The sequence below is a fragment of the Pseudomonas fulva NBRC 16637 = DSM 17717 genome (genome assembly GCF_000730565.1).
In the GTDB taxonomy this organism is placed as follows: Bacteria; Pseudomonadota; Gammaproteobacteria; order Pseudomonadales; family Pseudomonadaceae; genus Aquipseudomonas; species Aquipseudomonas fulva.
On the sequence record NZ_BBIQ01000022.1, the window covers coordinates 66,056 to 87,192 of the forward strand.

The 21,137-nt window shown below is 58.0% G+C and carries 8 protein-coding genes and 1 pseudogene; 8 read left to right on the top strand and 1 reads right to left on the bottom strand.

Annotated elements, in window-relative coordinates:
• Window positions 1-32: 32 nt before the first annotated feature.
• Window positions 33-3,644, bottom strand: a complete 3,612-nt coding sequence (gene tssM / locus PFU01S_RS18715) for a type VI secretion system membrane subunit TssM (RefSeq protein WP_239933651.1) — start codon at window positions 3,642-3,644, stop codon at window positions 33-35.
• 347 nt (window positions 3,645-3,991) lie between these two features.
• Between tssM and tssF the strand changes: the two genes are divergently transcribed.
• The 8 genes and pseudogenes from tssF to PFU01S_RS22190 all read left to right on the top strand — a co-directional run.
• A complete protein-coding gene (gene tssF, locus PFU01S_RS18720; protein ID WP_028687707.1) occupies window positions 3,992-5,755 on the top strand; it encodes a type VI secretion system baseplate subunit TssF in 1,764 nt (587 codons plus the stop codon).
• 16 nt (window positions 5,756-5,771) lie between these two features.
• Entirely contained in the window at window positions 5,772-6,575 is an 804-nt protein-coding gene (gene icmH, locus PFU01S_RS18725; RefSeq protein ID WP_050438008.1) for a type IVB secretion system protein IcmH/DotU, read from the top strand.
• Window positions 6,576-6,818: 243 nt separating this feature from the next.
• A complete protein-coding gene (locus PFU01S_RS18730) occupies window positions 6,819-9,581 on the top strand; it encodes a type VI secretion system Vgr family protein (RefSeq protein ID WP_050438009.1) in 2,763 nt (920 codons plus the stop codon).
• Window positions 9,578-14,116: an RHS repeat-associated core domain-containing protein gene (locus tag PFU01S_RS18735; protein WP_050438010.1), complete on the top strand. Its 4,539-nt coding sequence runs from the start codon at window positions 9,578-9,580 to the stop codon at window positions 14,114-14,116. Before PFU01S_RS18730 ends, PFU01S_RS18735 begins: the two co-directional genes overlap by 4 nt.
• A 9-nt stretch (window positions 14,117-14,125) precedes the next feature.
• On the top strand, window positions 14,126-14,512 hold the full coding sequence (locus PFU01S_RS22185) for a hypothetical protein (protein ID WP_125922824.1): 387 nt from the start codon (window positions 14,126-14,128) through the stop codon (window positions 14,510-14,512).
• Between the two features lie 608 nt (window positions 14,513-15,120).
• Window positions 15,121-15,368: pseudogene (locus PFU01S_RS22740) on the top strand (PAAR domain-containing protein); the annotation flags it as partial.
• Between the two features lie 452 nt (window positions 15,369-15,820).
• Window positions 15,821-18,562: a type VI secretion system Vgr family protein gene (locus PFU01S_RS18745; protein ID WP_050438011.1), complete on the top strand. Its 2,742-nt coding sequence runs from the start codon at window positions 15,821-15,823 to the stop codon at window positions 18,560-18,562.
• The coding region (locus PFU01S_RS22190; RefSeq protein ID WP_042139793.1) for a DUF6531 domain-containing protein at window positions 18,559-21,137 on the top strand (2,579 nt) is incomplete at its 3' end. The genes PFU01S_RS18745 and PFU01S_RS22190, both read left to right, overlap by 4 nt.

The following is a 21,137-nucleotide window of genomic DNA, read 5'->3' on the forward strand; positions in this document are numbered from 1 at the left end:
GGGTGTCGGGATTTTTTGCGCCGACTGCCCGCCTATCGTTCAGCCACCTCATCGCGTGTGCGCTCACGCAAAAGCTGCTGCGGCAGTGCGAAGCCAGCGAACAGCGTCCGTGTGAAAGGGTTGTTGGCGCCGGTTGCGTGAAACTTGTAGCGCGCCATATCGCCGGCAATCTTGAAACTCAGGTCAACGCTGGTGGGGGTACGGGCATTCAACCCACCACGGCTAAGCAATCGATAAAATGACCAAGGCCCCTGATAGCTCAGGCTGACAGTGGTTCCGGCCGCCTGCACCAAGGTGATACGGCTATGGCTGCTCTCCCCCGCAGACCCTGGCCAGGTCATTCCAATCGGTTCCTTGCCCCGCTGGGCAAACGCATGCAATTGCCCATCCAGGCCGAAGACACTGCCGCGCAACCCGTTACTGAGAGCGACCGGTTCCAGCCCAAAGCTCACATTCAACTCGCCGCGGTTATCGAAGAACGCATTGCGAATGGCCTCGGCCTGCTTGAGCTGAACCATGACCTCGGGGCGTATCAGGTAACCCTCATCGGCATTGGAGTACAGGGCATTGAGATTGTCCTTGAGGAACACCGTGAGGTACGCGTCTTCAAATCGCTTGAGCTGCCCTTGGGGCCCAAAGAAGGCTTCAAAGTCCTTGAGCGACAGGTCCGGTCCGGTCCGGTCGATGGGATAGCGCGAGGCAAGCCGTTCCTCATAGAGACTGTACACCTCCGAGTTCCAGCGCTGCTCCAACTCGCGCAGCGCCGTGACCATCAGCACCCGAGAGGTCTGGTCCGCCAACTGGCGCACATGCCGGTTCAGCGGCTCTGGCAACCCGGTGGCGACCCGTTGCAAGTTGCGAATAGGGTCGGGCTCCTTCTCCGAAAAGCGACTCAGTGCCAGCGCCAGGGCCGCTTTGCCCTGATTGGGGTTGTCCTGCACCGCTTTCACATAGTCATAGACAGCGGCGATGGCCTGTTGCGTCTCATCGTAGAACGACGGCTTGTCACCCTGCACATCGAGCATCCCGGAAAGGCCCGCGAAGGATCGGTAGACTCCCATCGCCTGCAACCGGCCCTGCTGATCGGACGCAGAGTCCTTGCCACCCTCGGCAGCCAGCGGGTAGATCAAGGTATTGCCACGCACCGTCTCCAGGAGCCGGCGCATCGGTGCAGCCGGCCCAGTCACCTGTTCCAGCACGCTCAACCCGTGCGCAAGGTCGGTGAACGGGGTGACCGAGAACTGGTTCAGCACCCGTCGCCAGCTGTCGATGTAATCGGCACTGTACAAGGCGCGCAAGCGCTCTGTCAGGGCCTGGCGGTCCACCTCGGAATAGTCGAGCGTGCGCCGCTCCCCCAACACCCACTGATCGATCAAGGCGAGGTCGGCCACGTTCTGGCTGTACTGCTCGAAGTAGTCCCGAAAGCCGCTCGCGGTCAGCAGAGGCGGCAGGGACAGGTTGCCATCGACGGCCGCCTGATGGTTCCGCTCAGCCAGCGGAACGTAGACGATATCGAAGGCTGGGCCAATCTCGTTGCGCAGGTCCAGCTCCCCGTGCAATTTCTCTTGAGCTTGTTGCTTCAAGCTGATGTACACACGCTGGGCCAACGGTAACTTGCGCAAATGCTGCTGCGCTTGCGCCACTACCTTCTGGTACTGCGGCAGCTCAACATCGGCGTAGGCCAGTGCGTACTTGAGGTGGCGCATCAGGGCGGCCTGCAGTTGGCCTTGACCCGGATAGGCCTTCTGCCATTCTCGGGCCATCCATTGCTCCACCAGTTCGGGCCGGCGATTGGCGCGGTCTTCAATCATGCGGTACACGCGCAGTGCTGCTAGCTGATCCTCGCTGCCTGGCGTAGCGTGCTGGACGCTCGCCGCCACACCGCCCGCGATCGCCGGCAGAAAGCGCGTCGCCAGGGCATGCAGGTAGGCCTGGTCCACCTGCGGGCTGATGGCCTTGCCCTGGTACAGCCCCATGTCGGTGAACACAGTCCACCCTGATCGGTAATCGCCATACAGGCTCACCGCATCGCGGATCTCGTCCAACGGGGCCAACAAGCTGCGCCCGGTCAGGTCCTCTTCGGTATCCGCGCCGGTACTACTGAACGCTTGGCTCTTTTCCAGAACATGCTCGGCCTTGTCGCGGTTGACGCTATAGAAGTACAGCCAGCCGCCGATCATTGCCACCCCACAGATGCCAGCGGCCACCGTGGCGCCTCGCAACAGGCGGGCCTTGTGCTGGGCGACCTTCTGGTTGTCACCTGCCAAGCCCGCTTCGGGGTAGACCACCCGTTGCAGTAACTGCTGGGCGAAATACACCACCGACGTGCCTTGTGGCTTGGTGGACAGTGCCGGCGGCGTGAACGCAAACGCCCGAGCTGAAGCGTCCGCAAGCAGGTTGTGGACCTCCCCGCGCTGGTACACCGAAGAGAAGTACACACCCCGCACCAGGGGCGGCGTGGTGTAACGGTCGCTGCCCAGTACGTCACCGAGAAAGTCCAGCAGCATCGAATGAGCGCCGCTCAGCTCCCGCAGTAGGGAGTAAGCGCTCTTGCGCACCGCTGCCGGCATCCGCTCGGTCGCGGCGAGCAGCTGGCTACCGAGCTGTTCGATAAACCGCTCATAAGCCGCGCCCATTTCCTCCAGCCAGGCATCAACGTCCTTGACCGAATCCAGCGTGAAGGTAAAACCTTGTACCTCTTCCCGCTCGCGGGCCGGCAGCTTGGCGAACAGTTCCTCGAAACCGGCCAGCAGGTCGAGCTTGCTCATGACCACATACAACGGCAAGCGCGTGCCCAGTTCGGCGCCCAGCTCCGTCAGGCGCGCACGCAGCACGAATGCAAGGTCACGACGCTCCTTTTCAGAGCGGCCGAACAGGTTGACCATATCCACCAGCAAGACCACGCCGTTGAGCGGGCGCCGGCTGCGGTTCTGGGCAAGCCAGCCAATCATGTGCCGCCACAGGCGTCGTTCAACCCCGGCAGGCAAACCGGTGGCTTCAGCCGGTTTGCCAACCTGGGCCGTGGCCTCTTCAGCTTCGCCATCCCCCTCGTCTTCGCTCGCTGAGAGTGGCTGCACGGCCTCGATCAACTGCACCTGGCGTTCAGGCTGACTGATGAATTCGCCTGGTGGGTCGATGACTACCGCATCGTCACCGATCCACCAATCGATACCAAACGCCAGGTCCGGGTCTGCGCTGGATCGCTGCAGGACACTGCGCTCGATCCGAGTGAGCGCAAAACGCTGATCCGAGCGGCTGATAAAACTCGACTTGCCTGCGTTCTCCTCGCCGAGCATTAGGTACCACGGCACATCGTAGCGATGCCCTCGCCCACCTCGGCTATCGTGCAAACGCGCCACACTGGCGTCGAGGGAGCGCTGCTGAGCGTGTAGAAAAGGCAAGCAAGGGTCCGCCATCTCGCGCCGCTGTTGTTGCTGTTCGCGGATGATCGCGCGGTTGCGCCGATGCACCTGCACCGTCCAGATCACCCCTGGCAGGACCAGCAACAGCACGCTCAACGCAACCCGTACCGGTACATCAGCGAACGGCTGATGATCACGCCACTGCCATTGAGGCCCCCACCACCACAACCAGACCACGGCTGCGGCTAGTACCAGCAACATCACGATAGCGATTAGGGGCATTGCCTGACACTGCACCAGTGATATACCACGCAGCCATCCGTCCTTGTTTAATTTCATAGCGGCAAACCTTACCGACTGCACTCATGAATGAACCATCACCCCTCAGGGCATATCATCCCGGACAGTAACAGTGTTGAAAAACATTATTCAATGATGTGCAGAAAGAAATAACCGTTTACATCTTTTGTGCAGCCAAGGCGGAAAAATCTGCATTACTAATTAGGAGAAGCTGTGAGGCAGAAGCCGTAATTACCTGCAACTTGTAAGAAGTTTCCTATAGAAAAAGACTGACTCTCTTTCATTAACCCTGGCCTATCCCGCCAGCCAGAGCAGGCGACGCATTTAACATGAAGTTTAAAGATTGGTTCAGGCTGGAGCAGCAGCACCTCCAAACGCTGGGCGATGATTTTGTAGAGGACGAGCCGCGCCTTGCACCCTTCCTTGGCCGTACCACCTCGGATGCAGACGCCCAGCGCGTGATGGAGCACTTCGCCTTCCTGACCGCGCGCCTGACCATGAAGGTCGAGGACCACCTGCCGGAGTTGACCCACCCTCTGCTGCAACTGGTCTACCCGAACGTCCTGCGGCCACTGCCCAGCATGACGCTGATGCAGTTCACCCCGGCCGACCATGCGTTGAGCGAGACCCAGGTACTGCCCAAAGGAACCTCCTTGTTCGCCCGCCCATTCGAGGGCGTGAGCTGCGAGTTCCGCACCTGTGCGGACCTGGCCCTGCCACCCTTGGAAGTCAGCAGCATCACCACTCGGCCCAGCGCTGAAGCGCCAGTCATGTACATCGACCTGGATACCCTGACCGAGCAGCCGCTGCGGCGTATGCGGTGCGAGCGGCTGCACTTCCATCTGGCGGGCGGCAACCGGAATGCACTGATGCTGTATCAGTGGCTCGCGGTACACCTGGACAAGCTCTATCTGCACGTTGGCGAGCACCGCTTTGCGCTCCCGCCCTTGGTAACGTTCATCGGCTTCGATCCCGATGAAGCGCTGCTACCCAGCCCTGGAGAGCAATTGGATGGCTATCGCGTCCTGCAGGAATTCTTCTGCTTCCCTGAACGCTTTCATGGCTTTCGCATCGACGGCCTGCAGCATGTCTGGCCGGATGAGGCGGCCACGCACGTCCAGTTGGAATTCCGCTTCAACGCCCCACTACCGCCTGACCTGCGAGTTGACCGGACCACCGTGCTGCTCAACTGCGTCCCGGCCATTAACCTGTTCTCCCGCTTGGCTGACCCCATTGCCTTGAATGGGCAGACCGTCAGTGAACTGATACGTCTGAGCCGGCAGGACGGTGCGCAAGACGAGATCTTCAGCGTTGATCGTGTCAGCAGCCTGCACCAGAAATCCCATCGACTTGTCCAGGATTTCAAACCGTTCGAGGCGCTGGACTCGCGCTTTCCCCTGGCCGAGCCCACGCCGCCACGCTACTACAAGCTCGACATCGAGCAGGAGCCCGTGAATGACAAGGTGCAGCACCGTGTGAGCCTGGTGCAGCGAAACCTCACGCCCTACCTTGCCCAGCAGGAACGCCTGAGCATCGAGTTGACCTGCAGCAACGGCACACGGGCGCAGCAGCTCAAGGTGGGCGATGTCGATGTGACGACCCAGGACACCCCGTCCTTCGTCACCTACCGCAACCTGACCCGTCCTTCCCGTTGCTACCCACCGATGCTGCAAAGCGGTGGCTATGGCGACCGCCATTGGGCACTGATATCCAACCTGTCCTTGAACAACCTGTCGCTGTCTTCCCCGGCTGCGTTGGCGTCGGTCCTGCGCGCCTATGACTTTGTGGGCACGCACGACATACAGCAACAGCGCAGAACGCAGCAGCGCCTGAACGCCATCAAGCAGGTAGACAGCGAACCCTACGACTGGCTGATCAAAGGCATACCCATGCGCGGACTGCGCACCACCCTGCACATCGACCCTGCAGGCTTCGAATGCGAAGGCGAGGTGCAGCTGTTCGGCAACGTGCTGTCGCACTTCATGGCGCTGTACGCCAGCAGCAATTCCTTCCATCAACTGCAGATCGTCAACACCGCCGACGCAACCCGCCAGCTGTGGCCAGCCCGTACCGGGCAGCAGCCGGTCATGTGACCAGGAGGTCCATTCCATGAGCATTTCATCCTGTTCGACGTATGACAAAGACCAGAGGGATACCCTTGAGTCGCCTCCATCCAGCGCATTGTTCCCCCAGGTAGATGCGCTTGGCTTCAGCACCCGCTCAAATACCATGAACCCGATTCTCGACATCGCCTCGCCGCTGCTTGGCCTGGTCGTCCGCCTGGAAGGCACTGAACACTACGAGCACGCCGAGCAGTTGTATGCCCACGTGAAGACCATGATCCTCGGCATGGTCGAAGAAGTTCGGCAGCTTGAGCAGTGCGACGAAGGTGACCGCGTGGTGTTCTCTTACTGCTTGTGCTGCGTGATCGATGAAGCCGTGATGACCACGCCGTGGGGCCGTGACTCGCCCTGGAAAGCCGAATCGCTGCTCAGCGCCATCCATCAGGAAACCTGGGGAGGCGAGAAGTTCTTCAGCGTGCTCGAACGCCTGCTCGACGCGCCCGAAGAGCGCTACGACCTGTTCGTGTTCCTGTTCTGGTGCCTGGCACTGGGTTACCGCGGCAAGTACGCCAGCCGGACCAATGGCGATGCCGAGCTGGAGATCTGGATTGATCGGCTGCGCAAACGGGTCATGAACCTGCGTGAAAGTCGGGTCAAGACCGAGCGCCTGACCGATCCGTTCAGCAACGTCGCACCAAGACACTACCGCATGAACCGCCAACTGCCCTGGTGGACGCCCTGGGTGGTCATGGTCGTGATCTGCACGAGCGTCTACCTCTACTTATCGAGCAAGTTGAACGGTATTACCCAGCAAGTACTGAACTCGCTGCAGACGATGCTCCAACAATAAATTCGGCCTCACCGGATTGATTTGACTCAATAGTCACTGCGCTGATCAGCGCAGCAAGTACGGTTTTGCCCATTAAAAGTGCAACACCGCACTTGGAGAAACTTCCTACACCATATAAAGAAGTTTCACCGAAGACATGGAACGGATTCCGCACTACGGTCTTTCGTGCACTTTATTGCCGCGCGCCCCAGTACGCGCCTGGCTTCTTTGAACCTGCCCGAAGGAATGACAGCAGGAGTCCGCATGAGCAGTTTGAACGATGTGAGATTTACCTTCAGCACACCGGCCGATGAGTCTATCCAGTTCGATGTCGTCTCTTTCGAATTGACCGAAGCCGTCAGCCAGCTGTACCGCCTGGAGGTGGAGCTGACCAGTTTTACCGACGATGCCGATTTTGCCGCCCTGCTCGACCAGCCCGCGGTGCTGACAATCTGGCAGCAGAAACAACCGATACGCCATGTCCATGGCCTGATCAGCAGCTTTGAACAGGGTAAGACCGGCCATCGCCGCACCCGCTACCGCGCGGTGATCGAGCCGCAGTTGGCACGCGCTGGCTTGCAATCGGACTGGCGTATCTTCCAGCATCGCCCGGTGCCGCAACTGATCGAAGAACTGTTCCGTGAACGGCTGTGGGGAACGCTGACCCAGTATGTGGTTGATCCGCACCAAAGCCGCGAATTCTGCGTCCAAGCAGGTGACCTGGACCTCGACTTCTTCTGGCGCCTCTCGGCCGAGGAAGGCCTGATTTCGATCTTCGAGCACAGCGAAGGCAGCCACACGGTGGTCCAGGCCGACCAGATCCGTCAGTTCGGCACGCTGGAAGGCGAGCCGGTGCTGTACGTCGCCAACTGCGGCGGCTCCCAGGATCAGCCCTGCTTGCAACGCTTCAGCTACCGCGAGCAGGTACGCAGCAACAGGCAGACCCAGCGCGACTATACGTTTACCCATCCGCGCTACAACCTGCAACAGACCCAATCCCCACGGGACACCGGCAACCAGCAAAACGACTACGAACGCTACGACTACCCCGGCCGCTTCAAGCACGACAACGCCGGCAAGCCCTTCACCCAAGCCCGCGTCAACGCCCTGTTCGGCGATGCCCGCGTGGCCGAGGTTACTGGCGACGATGCACGCTTACAGCCGGGCATTGCCTTCCAACTGACGGGCCATGCCCGCGAGGACATGAACATTCTCTGGAGGCCGCTGCGCATCAAGCATGAAGGGCGCCAGTTCACCGCACTGGAAGAAGATGCTGCCGAATCCGAGCACGGCACCTCCTACCGCTACACCGCCACCCTGATTCCCGCCGAGGTCGAGTGGCACGCGCCGGCACGTCCCAAACCCGTCATCGAAGGCCCGCAGATGGCCAAGGTGGTCGGGCCTCCCGGCGAGGAAATCTACTGCGACGAGCATGGCCGCGTGCGCGTGCAATTCCCCTGGGACCGCCTGGGCCAGGAGGACGACAAAAGCTCATGCTGGGTCCGTGTGACTCAAGCGTGGGCCGGCGCCACCTGGGGCCATATGGCCATTCCCCGCATTGGCCAGGAAGTGGTGGTGAGCTTCCTCAACGGCGACCCCGACCAGCCGATGATCACCGGGCGCAGCTACCACGTGGTCAACCGCACGCCGTATCGCCTGCCTGAGTTCAAGGCACTCAGCCCGATCCGCAGCAAGGAACACCACGGCCAGCGCCATAACGAACTGCGCCTGGACGACACCACCGGGCAGATCAGCGCCGCATTGATGAGCGATCACGATCACTCGGCGCTGAACCTCGGCTACCTCACCCATCCACGTCACTTTGGTGGCAAGGGCCGGGGCCAAGGCTTCGAGCTGCGCACCGATACCCACGGCGTGGTCCGGGCTGGCGGCGGCTTGCTGCTGACCACCGAACTGCGAGCACGCGCAAGCGAGCACCACACGGACCTGGTGGAAACCGCCGAACGCCTGAAAACCGCGCAGGAATATCACACCACCTTCGCCAGTGAGGCCCGCGATCATCTGGCCCAGGAAAGTGGCGATCAGGATGAGGTTGGGGACGCGCTCAAGGCTCAGCACACCGCCATCCGCGGTAGCGGCGGCAACCCCGAGGCCAACCGCTTCCCCGAACTGGCCGACCCGCAATTGGTACTCGCCAGCCCGACTGGCATCGCCACCAGCACTCCGGAATCCACCCACATCGCCAGCGGCGAACACTTGGGCCTGAGCACGGGTGGGCACACCAGCATGGCCATCGGCAAGCGCCTGCTGATCAGTGCCAGTCGAGGGGTGCGGCAGTTCGTGCAGAGCATGGGCTGGCGACTGGTCGCCGCCTCCGGCGATATCGACCTCAAAGCGCTTAAGGACAACATCAACCTGCTGGCCAAGCTCAAGGTCAGCGTCACGGCCGAGCGGATCACGCTCAGTGCCAAGGAAGAAGTGGTGATCCAGGCCGGTGGTAGCAGCACTACCTATAACGCCAGCGGCATCGTGCATGCCACGGCCGGCGAATACACCGCGCATGCGACTGACTTCATCTACAAGGGTTCGAAAAGCCAGGCGGCGGCGTTTCCTGAAGACCTCAAGACCGGTACAGGCAACCTGGAACTGCTGCAGCAGTACGCCAACGCAATGCCCTTCAAGAAGGGCCAATACGAGGTAGAGGACGCTCTCGGCGAAGTCTTCAAAGGAGCGCTCGATGGTGATGGAAAAGCCAGTATCGCTGGTCTCGCTCCCGGCCCGGTCAAGGTGCGATTCAGCGACGACGACGTGGATGTCTGGCACGACCCAGGATTCCCTGGCCCCCATGAGCAAATCTCGGGTGAGCTGAGCCTGCGCTCACCAGCTGAGTTGAGTGAACAGGCCGGCGCCATTCTCAAGCAGCTCGCATCCAGCCCAACAGCGCAAGGTCTGAAAAGCGGAACTCACCAAGTCGGATCAAAGAAGCTGACTGATGTGGCCAAAGGAGTCCTTGAACGCACTGGCGTTCCCGAGACGCTAAGCAAACTCTCGGAGAAAGCACGATGACAGCCTCCATGCGTCCAGTTCAGCAGGCCACGGGGCCCACCAATACCGCGTCTGTCAATGACATTGAAGCAGGCAAGGAAAAGCTCGATCAGTGGATCCGCAAGATAACCCGCGGAGCCATAGGATGGACGGCCGTGAATGCCGCTGGCTCAGTCATTCCCGGCGTTGGCACGGTATTCGCCGCCGTTGATGCTATCGGCGACCTGCTTACGCTGATCGATGGAAATCAAAACGATTTTCTTACATGGGTGAGCTTCGGCATCAATGTGGTTGGCCTTGTCTCGTTTCCCGGTGTTGGCCCGGCGCGGCTGACAATACGTACAACGCTAGCTGCTGTTCGGCGCAACGGTATCGCCCTGATATCCGACGCTCTGCTCAGCGCACTTGAGAAAAATTTGAACGATAAAACGCGGGGGTCACTGGAGGCCTTTGCACAAGCAATCGAGAGTCGACTCAACGAACTGCTGACCAAGATCGCAGCAGAGATCAAGAAAGCACGCACATCGTTTGCTCAAATGCTCCGAGGTGTCGCCAGTGAGCAGGGACAGAAGGCACTCGCAAAGAAAACCAAGAAAGCCTCCATCCTCTTCGGGCCTGTAGTGGCGATCGGGGCCCACTTCCTGATCGAGGACAGACTGCTGTCACCGGACACGTGCCAACAGTTGCTTAAGGCCGCCAGCCTTGCAGAGCAGATTGGCCGTAACGCATCAGCCAAGATCCTTGGCATGGCTGACCCCGGTACCGTCGGGAGCATCGGGTATCTGGTACTGTCCCTGGCAAACGCGCTCAGGAACAGGAAGCGTCGTGGTCCCGTAGCCGCCGTTTCACACAACGACAAACCCAGCCGAGCTCAACATGTTCAGGGGCAAGGTGGACTGACAACACGAGGAACCGAACGGCCACCAGTCAAGGATTCCAATTGCCGAAATGTTGCCCCGAACGGCACCGGTTCCAACATCAGCTTCGCCACCGGGAGCGAATCATTTACCCATACCGACTTTTCATTGCCTGGGTGCTTCCCGATTGAGTGGGCAAGGACCTATCGCTCCAGCCTGTCGGCACTGGACGAAGGTCCCCTTGGTGCCCGTTGGATGCTCCCTTACTCCATCTTCATGGAGTGCGTAGGCGAAAGTGGGATTGCCTACCGCGACGCTGACGGCCGAAGCCATCACTACCCAAACCCCGCCGTTGGCAAACATAACTACGATGCGGTTGAAGACATATTGCTGATCCGTCCATCGGACTGCGAGCTGATAGTCGCCCGCGGTCATGACATCCAAGAGCACTTTCACAAGCAAGGCGAAACCTATCGCTTGACCACCATCAAGCATCGCAATGGCGCCTGCGTTGCACTGCACTACGAGCACCTGTTCAACGGTAAGCCCGTCCTGTCAGATCTGTTGACGTATCAAGAGGAACGCCAACAGCACCACATTCATCTTGAACCTAGCGGCACGGGGCATATCCGCTCGGTGTGGCTCATGAAGGACGGGGCGCCACTGCGCCAATTGGCTGCTTACGAACATGACAACAACGGGGATCTGGTCAGCGCCCAAGACGAAAATGCTGCGCAATGGGCATATACCTACCACAACCACTTGATCACGCGTTACACCGACCGCACAGGGCGCGGGCTGAACCTGGGGTGGAACGGTGAAGGCCCCGATGCGAAGGCAATACGGGAGTGGGGCGACGACGGAAGCTTTGAAACACGCCTTGAGTGGGACCCGAACATTCGACTGACCTATGTCACCGACGCGCAAGGACAAGAGACTTGGCATTACTACGACATCCTCGGCTTCACCTATCGCATCGTCTACCCCGATGGCAACGAAGAATGGTTCTACCGCGATGAGGCCAAGAATGTAGTTCAGCACATCCATACCGATGGCAGCACGGAGCAGTTCGCTTACGATGAACGCGGCAACCTCCTACAGCATACTCGGGCAGATGGAACATCCGTTCACCATGCCTACGATGATCAAGGCCAACGCTTCAAGACACGTGACGCAGAGGGCGGCCTATGGAAGTATGACTACGACCAGCGCGGCAACATCATCGAAACTCAAGACCCGCTGGAGAACAAGACCCAGTACGCCTACAACAACGACAACCTCCCCATCGCCATCGTCGACGCCAATGGCGGCGAACGGAAGCTGGCCTACAACCGCGATAGCCAGTTGGTCAGCTATACGGACTGTTCGGGCAAAACGACCCAATGGCAGTACGACAACCACGGAAAACTGAACAAGCTCATCAACGCCGCCGGCGAAGTCACCGAGTATCTGTACGAAGCCGGGCAATTGACCCAGCTTGTCCATCCGGACAAAACCAAAGAACGGTTCGAGCGCGACGCCGAAGGCCGCTTACTTAAACACACAGATGCGCTTAATCGAAGCACCTCATGGGCATACAACGAAGCCGGTCTGATCCATCAGCGCCTCAATGCCAACGACACCACCCTCACCTACCACTGGGACAAGCTCGGCCAACTGGTCCGTCTGCGCAACGAGAACAACAGTGAAGCCAACTTCAAGTACGACCCCGTAGGTCGGTTACTCAAGGAAACGGGGTTCGACAAGGAAACCATCCATTATCTCTACGACCATGGCAGTCACCTGCCCACTCGACGCGTGGATGGTGACAGGACCACGCATTTCGAATACGACCCCATGGGTAGACTCATCGAGCGCAAAGCAGCTCGACGCGGCGGAGAGACGTGGGAAATTGAAACCTTTGCCTATGACGGTAACGGTAGCCTGATCTGGGCCGAGAATGGCATGTGCGCGCTGCAGTGGTTCTACGACGCGGCAGGGAACAACATTCGCGAACACCAGTTCCTCAACTATCTGGCAAAGCCCCAGCTTGCGATCTTCAAGCATGAGTACGATGCGCTCAACCAACGCGTCGCAACTACCCGCCCAGACGGTCACCGCGTCAGCTGGCTCACGTACGGCAGCGGTCATCTGCTTGCGCTCAAGCTCGATGACGTGGAGTTGCTGAGCTATGAGCGGGACGACCTGCACCGGGAGGTTGGCCGTGTGCAAGGCAATGGTCTGATCCAGCGGCAGTCCTGGAGCCCCAATGGGCAGCTGCTTGAACAGACCCTGGTTCGCCAGGGTGAAACACGCCGCCTGGTTGCCCGCAACTACCGCTACGACGAAGCCGGTCAACTTACGCATATCAATGACCTCAATCGCGGTGACACCCGCTATCGCTATGACCCCGTGGGACGGTTGCTGGAGGCCGATGTCAACTACGTCAAGGAGACCTTTGCCTTCGACCCCGCGAGCAACCTGCTTGATCCTGATGCTCCTCCCGGCCCGAACCCCCATTCACCGCGCAAGCTGATGGACAACGTGCTACGCAGCTATTGCGGCACCGAGTATCGGTATGACGAACGCGGCAACTTGTTGGAGCGGATCGAAGACGGCAAAAGCGGCAAATTCACTTGGGATCTGTACGACCGACTGCGGCGTTACGAAGATGACCGACTGGTTGTCGAGTTTGGCTATGACGCATTAGGCCGACGGGTCTATAAAGACTCGCATTCAAAGTACCGTAACCGCGTTCAAGCTGGGCCGGTGTGGAACGAGAACGCCAAGCGTGCGCTGGACGAGCAGCTGGGCTGTGATCTGACGCTGTTCGTCTGGGATGGCGATACGCTGGCCTTTGAGCAGAAGGGCCGGGATGGCAAGGGGCGGACTACGCATTACGTGTTTGAGCCTGGGACTTTCGTCCCTATAGCGCAAGGAGTAGTGGAGCAAATTGAGGAAATGCTGCATCAGCGAAGCCATGACTTTCTTGATGCGCTCAACCGAATTCCAGTTTGCAAAGAGCGATCCACACCAAAGCAGCTCGATGCTTTTGGCTGGTACCATAGCAACCATCTTGGCACGCCTGTGGAAATTACTGGCCATGATGGAATAATTCGCTGGCTTGGCAATTATACCGCTTGGGGACTAATTAAAGAAAACCGAAACAGCCATGAGGAATCCTTCCCACAGCCTCTGCGCTTTCAAGGCCAATACTTTGACGTGGAAATCAGCTGCAGCTACAACAGATTCAGATACTATAGCCCCAACACAGGCAGGTTCATCGGAAAAGATCCGATCGGTTATGCCGGTGGCCTAAACACCTACTGCTACACCCATAACCCTAACCAATGGATCGACCCGCTTGGGCTTACTAAAACCTCATCAATAAACGGAAGAAAACCACACTCATCAAAACCCAACCAAAACTCGTCAACCCCATGCAGAAATCCTTGGCAAATGCAACGCTATAATCGTGTCTGCGAGGGAGCCATCAATGGCACGAAAGCTAAATACTTTCGCGATCCTGACACCCAACTGTGGTGGTCACGAGACACCGAGAGTCATGGGGGCAGCAATTGGAAAGTGATGAGACAGCTTGGCGACCAGCTAATCCACCAAAAGGATGCCGATATATACGGCGACTATATGGAGGGCAAGCACAAAGGCCCAACAGGCGAAAAATTAAACCTCAAAGGCATGCGCTGCAAAGACACATAAGGAAAGAAAATGATCAATACAGTCGAAGAATTCAAACTACTTTTTGATAGAGACGACCACACTGCGCTCGCCCATCAAACTGCGCCACCTAAGGTTTGGAATGCAATACTCGACAACCACCCCCAATTGGCAAGATGCGTAGCTGCAAACAAAACCATACCTGACGAAATCATAGAGCGCCTCTCTTTAAGCCATGACATAGATGTTCGCTGGAACATCGCAACCAAACGCAAGCTTAAAAAATCCACATTCGAGCTACTCGCAACTGATTCAGACCCGACAATTAGGCATCGAATTGCTTGCAACCCAAAAACACCAAGGGATATCTTGCAGAGACTATCCATAGATCCAGATCCAATGGTCGCATCATCAGCTACACAAAAGCTCGCCAACTAGCATTGATAGATTGAAAACAGAGAACTTCCACACCCCCAGAAAACACCGACTGTTTTTTTGCCGAGGAGAGTTAAGCCATGCGAGAAATACCAGCTCACGCAGAACATCAAAAACCTTTAAAATGAAATTTGCAGAAAACAGACCATTCGACCTTAAAGAATGGAGCGCCCTCATACAGGCCCACTCCAGCTTTGCCACGAATAAAGACTGCGAAGAATTAGAGCGGCTTTAGACGAAGCGAGAGATAACATAAGCAAGGAAGTGGTCAGACAGCTCATGAGAACATTTTCCGATGCAGACGACTTCGAAATACAGAAAAACACCCGCACTCTACTGGAGCCCATTGAAAAGTCGATGTACTATCCGATTCTACTGGAAGAAATCAAAGGAAGATCAAGGCGCTCGCCCGAAAAGCGCTGGGACATGAATTTGATAGGAATCGAATTATATTCAAATACTCTTGGCAATCTACTTAACTTTGTGAGCAAAGCCGACAAAAACAAAGAGCCTCACTACGAGGCATTATCTCCTCAAACGATTTTGTAGAAAATTATCCTGATATCAGGACATTTTTAAATCAAGCCAAGCAGCAACTCACCTGACAACTCATGGATATAGTAAGAATAGGGGATATGACCGATCATGGGGGCGCGTCATAGACTCGATCCCCCACACCGACCTCACCGGAAAACCCATGGCAGGAAAAGGAAACATGGTGCTTTGCCCAAAGTGCAAGGGGGCATTTCCGATTATCGAAGGCAGCTCCACTTACCGGGTCAACGGCGTGCCCTTTGCCCTCGATGGCATGAAAACCGCCTGCGGCGCCAGCTTGATCGCTAGCACATCACGCGGTAGTCCATCGTTGAAGCCAAGAAACTGTGATGAGTCGGCGCGCAACGGGCATCAATCACCATGCCTGTTGTCGCCGCTATCGACACGAGCGGCAGCTCTGATCAGGCCGTACTCTTGTACATCTCCATGCGTAGGCCGCTGCGAAGCTACTTGCCAAATTACTCTCAAGGCCCCGGCCACTTTCCTGCTACCAATGGGGTGACCGGAACGCACGTTTAGAAAATAGTAGACTTTTCAAACTGACTTGACTCAATAGTCACTGCGCCAGTTGACGCAGCAACCCACAAAAATAAGAAGTACTGCATTTAGAGAAATTTCCTACAACTTTTTCGACCCTCTTTGCAGCGACTTGGAATGGATTTCCCGCTACGGTCTTGAGTGCACTTTATTGCCCCGCGTCTGAGTGCGCGCCCGGCTTCTATGAACCTGCCCGAAGGAATGACAGCAGGAGTCCGCATGAGCCATTTGAGCGATGTGCGCTTCACTTTCAGTGCCCCCGCCGATCAGGCCATTCAGTTCGATGTCGTCTCTTTCGAATTCATCGAAGCCGTCAGTGAGCTGTACCGCCTGGACGTGGAACTGGTCAGTTTTGACGACGATGCCGATTTCTCCGCCCTCCTCGATCAACCCGCTGTACTGACCATCTGGCAGCAGCAGGAGCCGGTACGTCACGTCCATGGCCTGATCAGCAGCTTCGAACAAGGCATAACTGGCCACAGCCGCACCCGCTACCGCGCCGTGATAGAGACGCAGTTGGCACGCGCTGGCTTGCAATCGGACTGGCGTATCTTTCAGCACCGGCCGGTGCCGCAACTGATCGAAGAACTGTTCCGTGAACGGCTGTGGGGAACGCTGACCCAGTATGTGGTTGATCCGCACCAAAGCCGCGAATTCTGCGTCCAAGCAGGTGACCTGGACCTCGACTTCTTCTGGCGCCTCTCGGCCGAGGAAGGCCTGATTTCGATCTTCGAGCACAGCGAAGGCAGCCACACGGTGGTCCAGGCCGACCAGATCCGTCAGTTCGGCACGCTGGAAGGCGAGCCGGTGCTGTACGTCGCCAACCGCGGCGGCTCCCAGGATCAGCCCTGCTTGCAACGCTTCAGCTACCGTGAGCAGGTACGCAGCAACAGGCAGACCCAGCGCGACTATACGTTTACCCATCCGCGCTACAACCTGCAACAGACCCAATCCCCACGGGACACCGGCAACCAGCAAAACGACTACGAACGCTACGACTACCCCGGCCGCTTCAAGCACGACAACGCCGGCAAGCCCTTCACCCAAGCCCGCGTCAACGCCCTGTTCGGCGATGCCCGTGTGGCCGAGGTCGCCGGCGACGATGCACGACTGCAACCGGGTATTGCTTTCCAGCTGACAGGCCATGCCCGCGAAGACATGAACATCCTCTGGCGGCCGCTGCGCATCAAGCATGAGGGGCGCCAGTTCACCGCGCTGGAAGAAGAGGCCGCCGAGTCCGAGCACGGCACCTCCTATCACTACACCGCCACCCTGATTCCCGCCGAGGTCGAATGGCACGCGCCGGCGCGTGCAAAACCCGTCATCGAAGGCCCGCAGATGGCCAAGGTGGTCGGGCCTCCCGGCGAGGAAATCTACTGCGACGAGCATGGCCGCGTGCGCGTGCAATTCCCCTGGGACCGCCTGGGCCATGAGGACGACAAAAGCTCATGCTGGGTCCGTGTGACTCAAGCGTGGGCCGGTGCTACCTGGGGCCATATGGCCATTCCGCGCATCGGCCAAGAAGTAGTGGTGAGCTTTCTAAACGGCGACCCCGACCAGCCGATGATCACCGGGCGCAGCTACCACGTGGTCAACCGCACACCGTATCGCCTGCCCGAGTTCAAGGCCGTGAGCCCGATCCGCAGCAAGGAACACCACGGCCAGCGCCATAACGAACTGCGCCTGGACGACACCACTGGGCAGATCAGCGCCGCATTGATGAGCGATCACGATCACTCGGCGCTGAACCTTGGCTACCTCACGCATCCGCGCCACTTCGGCGGCAAGGGCCGAGGCCAAGGCTTCGAGCTGCGCACCGATACCCACGGCGTGGTGCGTGCCGGTGGCGGACTGCTACTCACCACAGAAATCCGCGGCCGCGCCAGTGAACACCATACGGACCTCGCCGAAACCGCCGAGCGCCTGAAAACTGCGCAGGAATACCACACCACCTTTGCCAGTGAGGCCCGTGACCACCTCGCCCAGGAAGGGGGCGATCAAGACGAAGTAGGTGATGCCCTCAAGGCACAGCACAGCGCCATTCGTGGCAGCGGCGGCAACCCTGATGCCAACCGCTTCCCCGAACTGGCCGACCCGCAATTGGTACTCGCCAGCCCGACTGGCATCGCCACCAGCACTCCGGAATCCACCCACATCGCCAGCGGCGAACACTTGGGCCTGAGCACGGGTGGGCACACCAGCATGGCCATCAGCAAACGCCTGCTGATCAGTGCCAGTCGGGGGGTCCGGCAGTTCGTGCAGAGCATGGGCTGGCGACTGGTCGCCGCCTCCGGCGATATCGACCTCAAAGCGCTCAAGGACAACATCAACCTGCTGGCCAAGCTCAAGGTCAGCGTCACGGCCGAGCGGATCACCGTCAGTGCCAAGGAAGAACTGGTGATCCAGGCCGGCGGCGGCAGCAGCACCTACAACGCCAGCGGCATCGTGCATGCCACGGCCGGCGAATACACCGCGCATGCGACTGACTTCATCTACAAGGGTTCGAAAAGCCAGGCGGCGGCGTTTCCCGACGAGATCAAGGCTGGTCAAGGAAACCTGGAGCTGTTTCAGCACTATGCGAGCCGCCATGCCTACAAGATGGCAGATTACCGCGTAGAAGACGCGCTGGGTCGGGTGTTCACCGGAAAGCTGGATAGCGAGGGCTTCGCCAGCGTGGCAGGACTCACTGTTGGACCAGCCAAGGTGACCCTGGGCAACGACCCGACTGATACATGGTCGCCAGCGAGCGAGATCAAAGACCCTAACGAAAACGCAGCGAATCCGGGCGCCGTTCATCTTACAACCCAAGCAGCTCAGCAGGTTGCAACTGCAATTCTAGCGAATGCCGCAGTACCCAACTCTCCCAGTATCGAGGGGCTATTCAAGGAGGCTTTGGAAAATCCATCCGCCGAAGAAGTCAAGCATTTGGTTATTTCCGCCCTGGGGAAAGCAAGATCATGAACACAACGACAGCCCCCCGCGAGCGGGAAACAGCGGTCGCCCCTCTAGACACCATTGGCAACGAGGACGCAGAAGCAGGCGCCAACGCCTTTGACGCGTGGCTGAGAGGTATCAGTGACAATCAAATAACCCTCGCCCGCTTGAAGTCCATCGCTGAGTTCATCCCAATTGTAAATAATGTCATTTCCGCCGCAGATGCTGTTTCAGACATCATCATCCTGGCTGAAAGTGAAACGACCCAAGCACTGGACTGGGTCAGTCTTGGTATCAATCTGATAGGGATCATTCCTGCGCCACCCACCATGGCGTATGCGCGAAAGAGCCTACGGCCTTCACTGCATCTGGTTAAGCAACGCATCAAGGCCGACCCGAAAAGCCCGCTAGGGGACGCTTTGGTTGGCGTAATCGTCGGGCACCTGAACGCCACCATTCTTGGAGAACTGGAAAATTTTGTATCCCAGGCTCAAATCAAGCTACCGGGGCACTTAGCCGACGCGGGAGCACTAGGCAAGCAGATCATGATTGCAATCGCCGATGCCGTCGACGATGCAATGAATGGCAATCTCAAACCAACACCCATTGAGAAAAGCGAAGAAGATTCTCTTTTTTCGCAATTGGCAAAAAATGTAACCCATGCAGCGGTCTTGGTACCGCTGACAACACTCAACACCCTGTCTAAGTTGATACCGTTTGAAATAAAACAACTTGCCTTTCGTTTCACCAAAAAATTCCGAGCCCTCGCGAAAGAGGTAGAAAAATCAATCAACAAGCTGGGTGACCCCAAGGTTGAACAGAGCATCGGCTACCTGCTGTCCATGCTATACCAAGCTGCAAAATCAAAGCGCCGGCAAATAAACGCCAGTATTCAACAGTCCGGGGTGGGACAGGCCAGGGGGGTGAGTGGTCAACGCCAACTGGGGGCATCTGGAAATCAACCTCCCCCACGGCAAGAGCCGAACCCGGCGAAGAACAAAGCATGCCACGCGACCTGCAACAGAATTTCCTTCGCTCGTGGCTCGGAACAAATTACCCACACGGACTTCACGCTGCCTGGTCCATTCCCTGTGACGTGGACCCGCAACTATCGGTCTAGCCTTTCAGCGCTCGATACCGGCCCATTGGGCGCACGCTGGATAGGCTCATTCACTACACATTTTGAAGTCGTCGAAGACGCGCTGAATTTTCATGCCGCCGACGGACGATCACATCGCTACCCACTGCCCAAAATCGGAAAGTTCCATCACGATCCAATAGAGGAAATCATACTGGTACGCACAGGCGAGCGAACCCTATCGCTTGCCCGCGGACATGAGGTCGAAGAACAGTACGAACGCTCAGGCAACACATTCAGGCTTTTTGCGGTACGCCACCGGGGTGGGGCAAGTATTACCTTGCACTATGAGCACGCCCACAACGGTGTCCAAGTACTGTCGGATTTGCTGACCTATCAGAACGACCAACTCCATCAGCACATCCATACACACCTCGACCCGCAAGGGCGCATCGTCACCCTGTGGCTGATGCAGCATGGCGAGCCGCTTCGGCAGCTGGCCGAATATGAATACAGTGCAGAAGGAGATCTGATCTCGGCCCACGATGAGCACCAAAGAACATGGCATTACGCCTATCAGCATCACCTGATTACCCGGTACACCGACCGTACTGGCAGAGGCATGAACCTAGAATGGCTCGGCGAAGGGCCGGACGCAAAAGCCGTACATGAGTGGGCAGATGATGGCAGCTACGAAGTGCGTTTGGAGTGGGCCAAGAATATTCGTCTCACCTATGTGACAAACGCGCTCGGACATGAGACCAAACACTATTACGACATCCTCGGTTACACCTACCGGATTGTCTACGCTGACGGGAATGAAGAGTGGTTCTTCCGCGATGCTGCCAAGAATGTGGTTGAGCATGTTCACACTGACGGCAGCATCGACCGCTACGCCTATGACGAGCGTAGCAACCTGCTGCAGCACACTCGCCCTGACGGCTCATCCATTCACCATGCCTATGATGATCTTGACCAACGCTTTAAAACACGTGATGCGGAGGGCGGACTGTGGCGATATGACTACGATCAGCGTGGCAACATCATCGAAACCATCGATCCATTGGAGAACAAAACCCAGTACATCTATAACAGCGACAACCTACCCATTGTCATCACCGGTGCCAATGGCGGGGAAAAGAAGCTTGTATACAGTAGCGACGGACAGCTGGCTAGCTACACCGACTGCTCAGGCAAGACTACCCATTGGAAATACGATGCCCTCGGGCAACTGACTAAGTTGATCGATGCTGCGGGGGAAGAGACCGAATACCACTACGAGGCGGGCTATCTCAGCAGCCTGGTGTATCCCGACAAGACCCGAGACCGTTTTGAGTACGACGCCGAAGGTCGTCTGCTCACCTACGTCGATGCCCTGCACCGTCGCACCACCTGGAGCTATAACGAAGCCGGGCTGATCCAACAGCGCCTAAACCCCGATGCTTCCACCCTGTATTACCACTGGGACAAGCTCGGTCAGTTGGTACGCCTGCGCAACGAGAACAACAGCGAGGCCAGCTTCAA

What these genes read in the sequence shown, in the direction of transcription:
- tssM (WP_239933651.1), bottom strand. Translation starts at nt 3,644, where the DNA reads ATGCCCCTAATCGCTATCGTGATGTTGCTGGTACTAGCCGCAGCCGTG.
- tssF (WP_028687707.1), top strand. Translation starts at nt 3,992, where the DNA reads ATGAAGTTTAAAGATTGGTTCAGGCTGGAGCAGCAGCACCTCCAAACG.
- icmH (WP_050438008.1), top strand. Translation starts at nt 5,772, where the DNA reads ATGAGCATTTCATCCTGTTCGACGTATGACAAAGACCAGAGGGATACC.
- PFU01S_RS18730 (WP_050438009.1), top strand. Translation starts at nt 6,819, where the DNA reads ATGAGCAGTTTGAACGATGTGAGATTTACCTTCAGCACACCGGCCGAT.
- PFU01S_RS18735 (WP_050438010.1), top strand. Translation starts at nt 9,578, where the DNA reads ATGACAGCCTCCATGCGTCCAGTTCAGCAGGCCACGGGGCCCACCAAT.
- PFU01S_RS22185 (WP_125922824.1), top strand. Translation starts at nt 14,126, where the DNA reads ATGATCAATACAGTCGAAGAATTCAAACTACTTTTTGATAGAGACGAC.
- PFU01S_RS18745 (WP_050438011.1), top strand. Translation starts at nt 15,821, where the DNA reads ATGAGCCATTTGAGCGATGTGCGCTTCACTTTCAGTGCCCCCGCCGAT.